Source organism: Planotetraspora kaengkrachanensis, from assembly GCF_016862895.1.
GTDB classification, from domain to species: Bacteria; Actinomycetota; Actinomycetes; order Streptosporangiales; family Streptosporangiaceae; genus Planotetraspora; species Planotetraspora kaengkrachanensis.
Genome location: NZ_BONV01000001.1, coordinates 50,963 through 63,854 on the forward strand (window position 1 = coordinate 50,963; position 12,892 = coordinate 63,854).

Consider the following 12,892-nt stretch of genomic DNA (forward strand, 5'->3'; position numbering starts at 1 on the left):
CACGACGTGGACGAGCGGGCGGCCGGGAGCGCGGACGTCAGGCGGGCAGGTGCCAGCCGCGCTCGCGCAGGCCGTCCGCGAGCGCGGCCGCCGCCTCCGGCTGGACGTAGAGCTCGGCCGCGCCGAGGGGCAGGCCGGGGGCGTGCTCCAGCCGGATGTCCTCGATGTTGACGCCGGTCTCGCCCGCCGCCTGCACGAGCCTGGCCAGCTCGCCGGGGCGGTCGCCGATGACGACCTGGACGACCGTGTAGGTGCGGGCCGGGCCGCCGTGCTTGCCGGGGATCCTGCCGGTCCCGCGGACGCCGCGTTCGAGGAGATCCGTCACCCCCGCGACGGCGGTGCCCTCGCCCGCGAACGCCCGCAACGACCGGGCCACGGCGGACAGGTCCTCAACCAGGGCCTCGAGGACCTCGGCGACCGGGCCGGCGTTGCCCGCCAGGATCCCGGTCCACAACGACGGGTCCCCCGCCGCGATGCGGGTGACGTCCCGCACGCCCTGCCCCGACAGGCCGAGCGCGGTCTCCGACGCCTCCGACAACTGGGCGGCCACCGCCGCCGCGGTGACGTGCGGTGCGTGGGAGATGACGGCCACGGCGCGGTCGTGTTCCTCCGCGCCGATCCGCACGGAGTTGCCTCCGCACAGTTCGACCAGCTCGAGGGCCGTCTCCAGCGCCTGCTCCGTGGTCTCCGCCGAGGGGCACAGGGCCCAGGGGCGGCCGAGGAACAGGTCGGCGCGGGCGGCCGCGGGCCCCGACCGCTCCCGGCCGGCGAGCGGATGCCCGGCCACGTAGACCGACAGGTCGCATCCCAGCTGCGCGGCCTGCTCCAGCGGGAGGACCTTGACGCTGGCGACGTCGGTGTAGACCCGCGCGGCGTCGTTCTTCTGCAGGTCGAGCAGTTGCTGTGCCACGAACCGCGGCGGCACGGCGATGATCGCCAGGTCCACGGTCCGGTCGGACGGCCACTCCTCCCCCGCACCGAGCTCCCGGGCGAGCCGTACGGCCGCGGCGTCGCGGTCGGCGAGGAAGACCCGCACCCCCCGCTGACGCAGCGCGAGGGCGATCGACGTGCCGATCAGCCCGGTTCCGACGACGACGGCGCTGCCGATCGTCGCACCCTCGATGGGAGTCATGGTTCTTGTCGTCCTAGCGTGCCTTCTCGTCCGGGCGGGCGACCGCGCCGGTCACTGGGCGATGTCCACCCGCAGGGCGACCGCGCCCCGCAGGTACACGTGCTGGATGTCCTGGCGGGGCCGGTCGGTCTCCACGTGAGCCATCAGGCGCACCACCCGCGGCAGTGCGCCCGGCACGGCGATCTCCGAGGCGCACAGCAGGGGGACATCGTGGAATCCCAACTTGCGGGCCGCGAGGGCGGGGAACTCCGCGGTCAGGTCGGGCGTGGCCGTGAAGATCACACTGATGACGTCATCAGTCGTGAGCCTGTTGCGCTCCATCACCGCGGTCACCAGTTCGGTCGTGCCCGCGATGATCGAGTTCCGATCGTCGCCGTCGACCTGGATGGCTCCCCGGATGGCCCGGACCATGTCGTTCCCCTCCCACCAGACTGCAGTGACGGGCGCGCTCGCCGCGGCCCATCACTGTGACCTCCCAGGACATTGTGCCCGACTCGCGAAGTTCGCCGCCGGACGGGCCGGATTAGAGGCCGACCGCCGCGTAGAGTTCCCCGACCTCCTGGACGGTCAATGTCCGGATCGTGCCCGGCTTGAGCCGGCCCAGCTTGACCGGGCCGAACTCGATGCGGGCGAGATCGATCACCCGGTGCCCGGACGCCTCGAGCAGCCGCCTGACGATGTGCTTGCGCCCCTCGTGCAGGATGATCTCGACCAGCGCCTGCTGCCCGTGCTCCTGGACGACGTGGAACTCGTCCACCTTGGCCAGGCCGTCCTCGAGCTCGATTCCCTTGCGCAGCACCCGGTGCAGGTCGCGGGGAACGGGACCGGGCACCTTGGCCCAGTACTTCTTCTGCACGCCGTAACTCGGGTGGGTCAGCCGGTGGGCGAGCTCTCCGTCGTTGGTGAACAGGAGCAGGCCCTCGGTCTCGGTGTCCAGACGTCCCACGTGGAACAGCCGCGTGTTGAGGTCCTGGACGTAGTCCTGGAGGCACGGACGGCCGTCCGGGTCCTCCATGGTGCTCACGACGCCGATCGGCTTGTTCAGCGCGTAGTAGACGAGCTCGGGCGAGGTCGGGATGCGCTTGCCGTCGACGTGGATGACCTGCTTGACCGGGTCGACCCTGGCCCCGAACCTGCGGACCACCTGGCCGTCGACCGTGACCCGGCCGTCCCCGATCATCTCCTCGCTGGCCCGGCGGCTGGCGATGCCGGCCTGCGCGAGGACCTTCTGCAGCCGCTCGCCGCCCGGCACCTCCGTGGTGTCGCGCTCGTCGACGTAGTCCGCGTCGTAGAAGTCCGGGTCGCGCAGCGGCTGCCGGGAGGTCTTGAACGGGTTCTCGCCGGCCTTCCCCGCCCCGCCGCGCGCGCCCGCCGGGGCGCCGCCGCGCGTTCCGTACGGCTTGGCCTCCGGCCTGCCCCCACGGGACGCGCCGCGGCGCAGGTCGCGGCGCGAGCTGTCCTTGCCGAAGCGGGCCCGCGTGCCGCCGCCGCGCTCGCCCGTGCCGCTCCGTCCGGCGCCGTCGCGGCGGGAGCCGCCGCGGGTGCTTTCGCCGAGCGTCTGGACCTCGTCCGACCGGTCGCTCCTGCGGGAGTAGCCGGTGCGGGCGCCACCACGGTCGGCCCGCAGTCCCGGCCTGTCCTGCCCGGACGGACGGCCGCCGCCGCGCCGGTCGTCAGGCCGATCCCGGCTCTCGCCCTGGCCACGCCGGTCACGACCGCCGTCCCGGCCGGAGGCGCGCACGTCGTCGCGCGGCGCGTACCCGCGATCGTCACGGCCACGGTCGTCACGGGCACGGTCGTCACGGCCACGGTCGTCACGGCCGAAGCCGCGATCGGATGAGCCGGAGCCACGCCCGAAGCCGGGACCACGGCTGAAGCCGCGATCATCACGACCCCGATCGTCACGGCCCCGATCGTCACGGCCGAAGCCACGATCGTCACGCCCGAAGTCACGGCCTCCACGAGTCCGATCATCACGGGCACGGTCGTCGCGGCCGAAGCCGCGGTCGGATGAGCCGGGGCCGCGCTCGAAGCCGCGATCATCACGGGCACGGTCGTCTCGACTGAAGGCGCGGTCGTCGCCGCGGCCGCCGCGGTCGTCCTGGCGGCGGTCGGCGCGGGCGCCGTCCGGCCTGCCGTACCTGCCGCGTGAGCCGCCGCGATCGGCGCGGAAGGAGTCGCGGTCGCCGCTCCTGAAGCGGTCCCGGTCGCCGTCAGGCCTGCCGTAGGAGCCGCCTCTGTCGCCTGAATCGCTGTACCGGGAGCCGCCCTCGTAGCGGGATCCGCCGTCCCTGCGGGATCCGGCGCTGTCCGGCCGGTAGCCGGAGCCCGTGTCCGAGCCGCGGGAACCGCCGCGCCTGTCGTCCTGGGGGCGTCCCTGGGATCCACGGGATCCGCCCCGGAAACCGCCGCCCGATCCGCTTCTCGGCGAGTCTCCCGAGCGGCCGCCCGACCCTCTTCTGGCGTCTCCGGCGCCGCGTCCGAACCCTCCGGTTCCTCCGCGCTGGCCGGCGTTCCGGCTTCGACCGCGTCCATCACCGGACGGGGTAGGCCTGCTGTTCACTTCTGCTCCTCTAGGGTGTCCACGTTGTCCGGGAGGAAGGGTGCGAGCTCAGGAAGTTCCCCGAGCTCCTTCAACCCCAGCCTCTCCAGGAAGTAGCTGGTCGTCCGGTAGAGCACGGCCTGGCTCTCCGGATCGACCCCGGCCTCTTCTACGAGGCCTCGCGCGAGCAGCGTCCGCATGACGCCGTCGCTGTTCACACCACGCACGGCCGCCACTCTGGCCCGGCTCACCGGCTGCCGGTAGGCCACCACGGCGAGCGTCTCCAGCGCGGCCTGGGTCAACCGGGCCTGCTGGCCGTCACGGACGAACCGCTCCACCAGCGGGGCGCACTCCGCCCGCGTGTAGAAGCGCCAGCCGCCCGCCACCTCCCGCAGGTCGAAACCCCTCCCCGCGGCGGTGTATTCCGCGGACAGGGCGCGCAGGGCCGTGGTGACCTCGATCGTGGGACGCTCCAGAACCTGGGCGAGGATGACCTCGGCCACGGGTTCGTCGACCACCATCAGGATCGACTCGAGCGCCGCGCCGAGGCTGGGCCCCACTCCCGTGGCGTCCGGTTCGCCCTCACCGGCGGCTTCGTCCACCTCGTCGAGCCCGGCGGCCTGGTCCAGCGCATCCGCCCCGGCAGCCTCGCCGGGATCGTCCGGCCCGTCCGGCCCGTCCTCGCCGGCCCCGGCGACCACATCTGGCTCGTCTGGCTCGTCCGGGATGTCCTCCAGCCTGCTCGGCACCTGGCTTGGAACCGAGGCCGGAATCGTGGCCGGAACGCCGGCGTCCGCGCCTGGAGCGCCGTCGGGCTCGTCCGGCACGTTCGCCTCATGCCCTACGGGGCCGGGGGCGTCGCTGCGGTCCATAACTCCTCGTTCGTCGTCGTCCGGCTGGTCGCCGTGTTCGCCGTACCACGGCGCGTCCTGATCATCGCGCTGGCTGCTCATGGTGCCGGAACACCGCCGCGATCGTCACGGCCGTCTCTGCGGAGACCAGGTGCGGAGCTCGCGGAGGTCCGATCCGTCCAGCTCACTCGTCCGGCCCCTCGGCGGTCCCGCCGTCCCCGCGCTCGTCGGCGCCGGCCGCCTTGCCGTCGTCGTAGTCGTCGCCGACGGTGACGTCACCGTCGGCGGCGCCCGTCCACGTCACGTGGAGGTCGCCCAGAGCCTCGACCTGCTCGAAGGAGACCGCGGCCTCGCGGAAGAGCTCCAGGACGGCCAGGAAACGGGCGACGATCTCCCACGTCCCCGCGCAGTCGGCCGTCAGCGACCGGAAAGTGGCCGTCTTCACCCGCCTCAGCCGTTCGACGAGGATAGCCGCCTGCTCGCGCACGCTGGCGAGCGGTTGGTACATGTGGCTCACAGAAACCGACGGCGGCGCCTTGGGCGTGAAGGCCCGCGCCGCGATCTTCGCCAGCTGCTCGGGCCCGATGCCGAGCACGAGCTCCGGCAGCAGGTCGGCGAACCGCTTCTCCATGGGCACGGCCCGCGGGAAACGCAGGGCCTCCTCCGCCATCCGGCCGGAGAAGATCTTGGCGACCTCCTTGTACGCCCGGTACTGGAGGAGGCGGGCGAACAGCAGGTCGCGGGCTTCGAGGAGGGCGAGGTCCTCCTCGTCCTCGACCTCACCGGTGGGCAGGAGCCTGGCCGCCTTCAGATCCAGCAGCGTCGCCGCGACGAGAAGGAAGTGGCTGGTCTGGTCGAGGTCCCATTCCGGGCCCCGCGACCGGATGTACGCGATGAACTCGTCGGTGACCTGGTGCAGGGACACCTCGGTGATGTCGAGCTTGTGCTTGGAGATCAGCCCGAGCAGCAGGTCGAACGGGCCCTCGAAGACGTCCAGATGCACCTGGAAGCCGTCCGGCGCCGGGCTCTCCCGCTCGGTCTCCTGCTCGATCACGCCTCTCATTGTCCCTCACACAGGGGACCACTGCCGAAGCCCTGGGGGAATCCATTTCAACGGCCCGCGCCGGCCGAACATCTCGCTTTTTCGATGACCAAGAACTCGATACGGGTCAATCGGACATGTTGTCGCCGGACGAACCGGCGACTACTCGCCGAATCCGGCAGATTCGACCGGCTCCGAGGAGCCCGAAATCGGTGGCACAGCGCCCTGAATCGACAAACCGGGAGCGAGATCGCCTTAAAGCGAATTAAGACTCGTGACTCACGTATAGAAATCAAGGGCACCATTCTCCACGGAAGCCTTTGAGTAAAACCGAATAATTTGGACAATTTCTCATCGTCGACGAACCCATTCATGCCCTGTTAGCGAAGAGACCGCATTGTCGCGACCATGGCCGCGAATCCCTTGTTCGCAGCCGCTTTAGCGGTTCACGAAACTTGATTGTCTCGAATCACAGACGACATGGAATGCAATGACTTCTAGTAGTTACCGGCGCACTTCCACTCCTGGTTCCGGCAAGAACATCCGGGCATTGGGGGTCGCGACTACGGCGATCGGCGCCATAATGACTATTTCGCGCCAGACCCCGGCGAGTACCATCGTCGGCGCGAAAAGGGACAGCCTCCCTCGAAGCACGAGGCGACGACTTCGACAACCCTCGCGCGATTCGCAATGTCATTCGTATTGCCGAAAGCTCGCGGCAGGTGAGCAGAATGCTCGATGACGACGGGTGCGGCAGCTCCGGGACCCGCGCACGAATCCGCCCTGGCATGACCTCTCGACCTTGGCCGGGTATCCGGCAGGTGTCGTCTCGGTCTCCTCGTCGATCATCTTCAATGGCGCCTTTCCGTTCATGCGCGTGATGGCGGAGACCTCGACCGGCCAGATCGCGCAAACGGTGTGTGCGATCGGCATCCCGATCCCGATTCTCGGTGGCTTCTTCGCCCCCGGGGTGCCCGGCGGGCCTCCGCCCTACCCGGCGAACTGCACGGCATGGGTGGATCACACGCCGCCGAACCGAGTTCGCGGAAGCACCGAGTTCGCGAAGGACGACGAGTGCCGTGCCGGGCGACAGCCCAAACAGCGAGTCAGCCCGCGGAGGGCATCCCGGAGGCGGAACGTCCGCGCTAATCGCTCTCGACTGGAAGGTGCTCGCGCGCCCAGCGGGAGATCTGGTCCAGCGCGGGCATGAGCGCATCGCCCCGCTCGGTCAGCTGGTAGGACACCGTGACCGGCGGCCCCTCACAGACGGTGCGGACGACAAGCCCGGCCTCGGTCAGCTCGGACAGACGGTCGGAGAGCACCGAGTCGCTCACTCCCCCGATGGCGCGCGACAGCTCGCGGAATCCGGCGGGGGCCGGACGGAGGCAGCCAAGCACCACAGCGCTCCAGCGTTTCCCCAGAACCAAGAAGGCCCTCGTCAGCGCTTCGTCACCGCGCTTACACAGCTCCACTTCCGCGGGCGAGGGGGGCTTGGGCGTCACGGAGGCCATCCTAGCCGCTCCCTCGTTACTTCGACTTTCCTAGCTGCTAGTCTTCGCCTCGTCACCACTAAATGACAAGTGAGAGGACGAGCCTCATCATGACCGACAATCCCGGTGGGCGCCCGAACGTAGTGATCGTGGGCGGTGGCTACGGCGGCATCAACGCCGCCAAGGGCCTCGACGACGTGGCCGATGTCACCCTCGTGGACGCCAGCGAGATCTTCGTGCACAACGTCGCGGCGTGGCGGGCCCTGGTCGAGCCCGTGTGGCTGGAGAAGATCTTCATGCCCTACGACCGCCTGCTGAAGCACGGGCGGTTCCTTCGCGACCGTGCCGTGGCGGTCGAGGGCCGTCGAGTCACTCTCGAATCGGGTAAGGAGCTCGAGCCCGACTACCTGGTCCTGGCGACCGGGTCCACGTACCCGTTCCCCGCCAAGACCGACGCACCGGACGCCGAGACGGCGCGGGCCAGGCACGAGGCCGCACACGACGAACTCCTGCGTGCCACCCGGGTGCTGCTGGTCGGCGCCGGCCCCACCGGTCTGGAGCTCGCGGGCGAGATCAAGGCGTTCTTCCCCGACAAGCAGGTGACGATCGTCGACGTCGGCGCCGACGTCCTCCCCGGCCCGTTCGACCAGTCACTCCGTGACGACCTCCGGCGCCAGTTGGACGAGATCGGTGTCGAGCTGAAGCTGGGCAGCCCCCTGAGGGACCTGCCGGACACCGCCCCCGCCACGTTCGGCGAGGTCACGGTCGTCACCGAGACGGGCGAGAAGCTGACGGCCGACATCTGGTTCCGCTGCTTCGGGCTCACGCCGCAGTCCGGCTATCTGAAGGGATCCCTCGCGACCACCCGCGACGCGAACGGCTACCTCCGCGTCGACGAGCATCTCCAGGTGATCGGGCACGACCGCGTGTACGCACTCGGCGACATCACCGACGCCGACCGCAACACGGCCGGTGGCGCGACCTACCAGGGTCAGCTGCTCGCGGCGAACCTCCGGACGCTGATCACCGGCGAGGGTGAGCTCGGCACGTGGCAGCCGCTGCCGCCCATCATCGTCGTGCCGCTCGGCCCGGAGAAGGGCGCCGCCTGGCTCCCGGGCGAAGACGGCGTCGGCGCGCTGGCCGGACCTGAGGTGACCTCGGCGGTCAAGGGCAGCGCCATGCTGGTCGACAACTACAGCGCGATGTTCGACGGCCCGGGCACCCGGTCCTGATCACACCCCTCGGGCGGCCGGGGCCGCATCCCGGCGAGCGGCCCCGAACGATCCGGCCCGTACGGCCACGCGCCGCATGGCGACGTGGCCTGCGGGCACCGGACAGGGGCTCTCAAGGGCATCTCAACCTGGGCGGAGCGGACGCGAAGGCACGGTCCCGATGCGGGGACTCGGAACCGCGCGTGCCGTCAGACCCGGGAGGGCCACCTGACGAGCAGCTCACGAGCCAGCTCACGATAGGCGGTGGCTCCCATCGAACCCGGGTCGAACTGGGTGATGGGCTCGCCGGCCAGGGTGGCGTCGGGGAACCGCACGGTCCGGTTGATGACGGTGTGGAAGACCTTGTCGCCGAAGCCCTGCATGATCGTCTGCAGCACCTCGCGCGCGTGCAGGGTGCGCGGGTCGTACATCGTGGCCAGCAGGCCGTCGATCTCGAGGTCCTTGTTCAGGCGCTCCTGCACCTTGCCGATCGACTCCATCAGCAGCGCGACGCCGCGCAGGGCGAAGAACTCGCACTCCAGCGGGATCATCACGCTGTCCGCGCAGGTCAGCGCGTTGACCGTGAGCAGGCCGAGGGACGGCTGGCAGTCGATGAGCACGATGTCGTAGTGCGGCAGGAGCGGCTCGAGTGACCGCTGCAGCGCGTATTCGCGCGCCACCTCGTTCACGAGCCTGATCTCCGCGCCGGACAGGAAGATGTTGCTCGGCAGCAGGTCCATGCCCTCGACGGAGGTGTTGAGCAGCACGTCGTCGACCGTGACGTCCGGCTCCTCCATGATGAGGTCGTACATGGTCGACTCGAGCGGCCGGGGATCGATGCCGAGCCCCACGGAAAGCGCGCCCTGGGGGTCGAAGTCCACGAGCAGGACCCGCTGACCCACCTCGGCCAGCGCGGCTCCGAGGTTGATCGTGGTGGTCGTCTTGCCGACGCCGCCCTTCTGGTTCACCATGGCGACGATCCGCGCGGGACCGTGCGTCTCCGGCGGCAGCGGCTCCGGGAATACGGGACGAGGGCGACCGGTCGGCCCGATCTCACCGCCGGGAGTCCCCGCGGTCCACGTCGCATCTGTGGTCGCAGTCAACTGACGAACCTCCCTGATGGACCGAACCTGATCGAATTTAGAGCGTAGGCCCCCATGCGGCAAGGCGGCGCGCCAGGGCCTGCGATATTCAACGCCATATTCCGCATGGAGCCAAATACGTTCAGCGCCGCGCCCGGGGATGGGCCGCGGCGTAGACCTCGCGGAGCCTGTCGACGGTCACGAGCGTGTAAACCTGTGTCGTGGTGACCGAGGCGTGACCCAGCAACTCCTGGACAACCCTAACGTCGGCGCCTCCGTCAAGGAGGTGGGTTGCGAATGAATGCCGCAACATATGCGGGGAAACACCGGAAAGGCCCGCCCGCTCCGCCGCCGCCTGGAGGACCTCCCAGGCGCCCTGGCGGGTCAGCCTGCCGCCCCGCGCGTTGAGGAACAGCGCGGGCGTCCCGCGGCCGTGAGCGGCGATCTGGGGCCTCGCCCGGACCATGTAGGCGTCCAGGGCCCCGCGGGCGAACCGGCCGAGCGGGACGATCCTGGACCTGCCGCCCTTGCCCCGCAGCCGCACCTGGTCGTGATCGGGCTCCTCACGGTGGGAGACGTCGTCGACGGCCAGCCCCACCGCTTCGGAGATCCGCGCGCCCGTGCCGTAAAGGACCTCGAGGAGCGCACGGTTGCGCAGGGTCAGCGGCGCGTCCTCCGGGCCGGCGCCGGCGATGAGGAGCTCCACCTCGGCCACCGTGATCGCCTTCGGCAGCCTGCGGAGCTGGCGCGGCGGCCGGACCTCGTGCGCGGGGTCGTGTCCCGTCACGCCTTCGCGGACCGCGAACCGGTGCAGCCCGCGCACCGCGGAGACCGCCCGGGCCGCCGAACTGGCGACCAGGGCGGGGTGCTCCTCGTCGCCCTCCCGCAGTGAGGCCAGGAAGGCGACCACGTCGGACTCGGTGATCCGCGCGAAGGACCCGATCCCCCGCGCCGCGAGATGGTCGAGGTAACGCCGCAGGTCACGGCGGTAGGAGGCGAGCGTGTTGGCAGCCAGACCCCGCTCCACCGCCAGGTGGGCGAGGTAGCTGGACAGCACCGCCTCCGGCTCGCTCAGGACGTCCCCCTACGGACTCATGCCTCCGGAGCGTCGGCGGGACGAAGACCCTTGAAACCGTCGGCGGAAGCGGCGTACGCGGCGAGAATACCGGCGACGGCCGGAGAATTGTGGATCATTCCTTTCAGGGCTCTGTCCACCGCGTCGGCCAAGGGGATCCAGATCGCCGGCATGTCGATCTCCTCGTCCTTCCGGACGAACGCGTTCTCCTCGTCCGGCACGGGGCTCACGTCGCGGGCGAGGAAGACCCGGATCCGTTCGTCGCTCATGCCGGGCGAGGTGTGGAGGTCGACCAGCGTGTGCCAGGTGGCGGCCCGGTAGGCCGCCTCCTCGGCCAGCTCGCGGGCGGCGCAGTCCACGAGCGGCTCCCCCGGCACGTCGCGGATGCCCGCGGGGAGCTCCCACAGCAGACGGCGCATCGGGTGGCGGTACTGGCGGATCAGCAGCACGCGGTCCTCGTCGTCGAGGGCGAGCACCGCGACCGCGCCCGGATGGACGACGTAGTCACGCTTGGCGACCGAACCGTCGGACATCCGCACCGCGTCGGTGCGCACGGAGATGACCCGCCCGGAGAAGTGCTCCTGCGAGCCGGTGATCTCCCAGGACTCCTCGGAGTCTTCCACGTTCACTTGCTACGGCCCGCCTTCGCAACGGTCTCACGGACGTCGGCGTACACCCGGGCGGCCTGGACCAGCCCCTTGAACAGCGGATGGGCCCGAGTCGGCCGCGAGCGGAACTCGGGGTGCGCCTGGGTGCCGATGAAGAAGGGATGCTGGTCGGCCGCCAGCTCGGCGTACTCCACCAACCGGCCGTCGGGCGACAGCCCGGAGAACACCATACCGATCTTCTCCAGCCGCTCCCGGAAGGAGTTGTTCACCTCGTAGCGGTGGCGGTGCCGCTCCTCCACGCGGGCCTTGCCGTACAGCTGCCGGGCGAGGGAGCCGTCGGCGAGCGCGGCCGGGTAGAGGCCGAGCCGCATGGTGCCGCCCATGTCGCGGTCGCCCGCGACGACGTCCTCCTGGTCGGCCATCGTCGAGATCACCGCGTCGGCCGTGTCCGGGTCGAACTCGGTGCTCCCCGCGTCCCCGATTCCCGCGAGGTTGCGCGCCGCCTCGATGACCATGCACTGCATGCCGAGGCAGATGCCGAGCAGCGGGACCTTCTGCTCGCGCGCGTGGCGCACCGCGCCGACCTTGCCCTCGATGCCGCGCACGCCGAAGCCGCCGGGGATGAGCACGCCGTCGACGCCGTCGAGCTCGCGCGCGGCCCCTTCCGGCGTCTCGCAGTCGTCGCTCTTGACCCAGCGGATGTTGACCCGGGCGTCGTTGGCGAAGCCGCCCGCGCGCAGCGCCTCGGTGACGGACAGGTATGCGTCGGGAAGGTCGATGTACTTGCCGACCAGCGCGATCGTGACCTCCGTCGCCGGGCGGTGCACCCGGTTCAGCAGCTGGTCCCACTCCTTCCAGTCCACGTCGCGGAAGGGCAGGCCGAGCCGCCTGACGACGTACGCGTCGAGACCTTCGGTGTGCAGGACCTTCGGGATGTCGTAGATCGAAGCCGCGTCCACGGCCGAGACCACGGCGTCCTCGTCCACGTCGCACATCAGGCTGATCTTGCGCTTGAGCGAGGTCGTGATGGGCCGGTCGGACCGGCACACGATGGCGTCGGGCTGGATGCCGATGCTGCGGAGCGCGGCCACGGAGTGCTGCGTCGGCTTGGTCTTCAGCTCGCCGCTCGGGCCGATGTACGGCAGGAGCGACACGTGGAGGAAGAAGACGTTGTCCCGGCCGACCTCGTGGCGCACCTGGCGGACGGCCTCGAGGAACGGCAGCGACTCGATGTCGCCGACGGTGCCGCCGACCTCGGTGATGACCACGTCGACGTCCGGCCCGGCCATGCCCCGGATGCGGTCCTTGATCTCGTTGGTAATGTGCGGGATGACCTGCACGGTGTCCCCGAGGTACTCGCCGCGGCGCTCCTTGGCGATCACGTTCGAGTAGACCTGGCCGGTGGTCACGTTGGCCGAGCCGTGCAGCTCGGTGTCGAGGAAACGCTCGTAGTGACCCACGTCGAGGTCGGTCTCGGCCCCGTCGTCGGTGACGAAGACCTCGCCGTGCTGGAAGGGGTTCATCGTCCCCGGATCCACGTTGAGGTAGGGGTCGAGCTTCTGCATGGTGACCCTCAGGCCCCGCAGTTTGAGTAGGCGGCCAAGGCTGGAGGCCGTTAGCCCCTTGCCGAGGCTGGAGGCGACGCCGCCGGTGACGAACAGATGCTTGGTCAGTGCTGGCCTGGAGTGGGCGTCGCTGCGCAAGAAGGGCTCCCGTGGTCGTTTACTGTGCTCGGCCGCCAAATCGGCGACCGCCATGCCACGGGCTCTCAGAATATCAAACGCTTTGCATGATTGGTGCCCCTACGTGCGCGAACCCACCATGGCCAAGGGCCGGACCAGCGGGTACCTTGTCCCGTT

At 70.2% G+C, this 12,892-nt stretch carries 11 protein-coding genes; 1 reads left to right on the forward strand and 10 read right to left on the reverse strand.

Annotation, left to right across the window (positions count from 1 at the left end; all coding sequences use genetic code 11):
- Positions 1–37: 37 nt before the first annotated feature.
- From Pka01_RS00245 to Pka01_RS00270, 6 genes are all read right to left on the reverse strand, one after another.
- The gene (locus tag Pka01_RS00245; RefSeq protein WP_203880466.1) at positions 38–1,132 is read right to left on the reverse strand and encodes a prephenate dehydrogenase; all 1,095 of its coding nucleotides are present in this window, start codon (positions 1,130–1,132) and stop codon (positions 38–40) included.
- A 51-nt stretch (positions 1,133–1,183) separates the two neighbouring features.
- Positions 1,184–1,543: a chorismate mutase gene (aroH, locus tag Pka01_RS00250; protein ID WP_203880467.1), complete on the reverse strand. Its 360-nt coding sequence runs from the start codon at positions 1,541–1,543 to the stop codon at positions 1,184–1,186.
- A gap of 112 nt (positions 1,544–1,655) precedes the next feature.
- Positions 1,656–3,695 carry a pseudouridine synthase gene (locus tag Pka01_RS00255; protein ID WP_203880468.1) on the reverse strand — a complete coding sequence of 680 codons (2,040 nt, stop codon included), beginning with the start codon at positions 3,693–3,695 and terminating at the stop codon, positions 1,656–1,658.
- The gene (scpB, locus tag Pka01_RS00260) at positions 3,692–4,276 is read right to left on the reverse strand and encodes an SMC-Scp complex subunit ScpB (protein WP_373318087.1); all 585 of its coding nucleotides are present in this window, start codon (positions 4,274–4,276) and stop codon (positions 3,692–3,694) included. Before scpB ends, Pka01_RS00255 begins: the two co-directional genes overlap by 4 nt.
- Positions 4,277–4,709: 433 nt before the next feature.
- Complete coding sequence (locus Pka01_RS00265) at positions 4,710–5,588, reverse strand: segregation and condensation protein A (protein WP_203880469.1); 879 nt, start codon at positions 5,586–5,588, stop codon at positions 4,710–4,712.
- A 1,124-nt stretch (positions 5,589–6,712) separates the two neighbouring features.
- On the reverse strand, positions 6,713–7,069 hold the full coding sequence (locus Pka01_RS00270) for a winged helix-turn-helix transcriptional regulator (protein ID WP_203880470.1): 357 nt from the start codon (positions 7,067–7,069) through the stop codon (positions 6,713–6,715).
- Positions 7,070–7,167: 98 nt separating this feature from the next.
- Here Pka01_RS00270 and Pka01_RS00275 point away from each other — a divergent pair, with 98 nt between their 5' ends.
- The gene (locus tag Pka01_RS00275; protein ID WP_203880471.1) at positions 7,168–8,289 is read left to right on the forward strand and encodes an NAD(P)/FAD-dependent oxidoreductase; all 1,122 of its coding nucleotides are present in this window, start codon (positions 7,168–7,170) and stop codon (positions 8,287–8,289) included.
- A 188-nt stretch (positions 8,290–8,477) separates the two neighbouring features.
- On the opposite strand, the gene Pka01_RS00280 is transcribed toward Pka01_RS00275, so the two are convergent.
- From Pka01_RS00280 to pyrG, 4 genes are all read right to left on the reverse strand, one after another.
- Entirely contained in the window at positions 8,478–9,320 is an 843-nt protein-coding gene (locus Pka01_RS00280; RefSeq protein ID WP_275414415.1) for a ParA family protein, read from the reverse strand.
- Between the two features lie 172 nt (positions 9,321–9,492).
- Complete coding sequence (locus Pka01_RS00285; RefSeq protein WP_239114595.1) at positions 9,493–10,407, reverse strand: site-specific tyrosine recombinase XerD; 915 nt, start codon at positions 10,405–10,407, stop codon at positions 9,493–9,495.
- Positions 10,408–10,442: 35 nt separating this feature from the next.
- Complete coding sequence (locus Pka01_RS00290; RefSeq protein WP_239114596.1) at positions 10,443–11,048, reverse strand: NUDIX domain-containing protein; 606 nt, start codon at positions 11,046–11,048, stop codon at positions 10,443–10,445.
- Positions 11,049–11,050: 2 nt separating this feature from the next.
- On the reverse strand, positions 11,051–12,790 hold the full coding sequence (gene pyrG, locus Pka01_RS00295; protein ID WP_275414411.1) for a CTP synthase: 1,740 nt from the start codon (positions 12,788–12,790) through the stop codon (positions 11,051–11,053).
- Positions 12,791–12,892: the final 102 nt, after the last annotated feature.

Coding starts and splice junctions, on each gene's coding strand:
- Pka01_RS00245 (WP_203880466.1), bottom strand. CDS start 1,132: ATGACTCCCATCGAGGGTGCGACGATCGGCAGCGCCGTCGTCGTCGGA.
- Pka01_RS00275 (WP_203880471.1), top strand. CDS start 7,168: ATGACCGACAATCCCGGTGGGCGCCCGAACGTAGTGATCGTGGGCGGT.
- Pka01_RS00265 (WP_203880469.1), bottom strand. CDS start 5,588: ATGAGAGGCGTGATCGAGCAGGAGACCGAGCGGGAGAGCCCGGCGCCG.
- pyrG (WP_275414411.1), bottom strand. CDS start 12,790: ATGGCGGTCGCCGATTTGGCGGCCGAGCACAGTAAACGACCACGGGAG.
- aroH (WP_203880467.1), bottom strand. CDS start 1,543: ATGGTCCGGGCCATCCGGGGAGCCATCCAGGTCGACGGCGACGATCGG.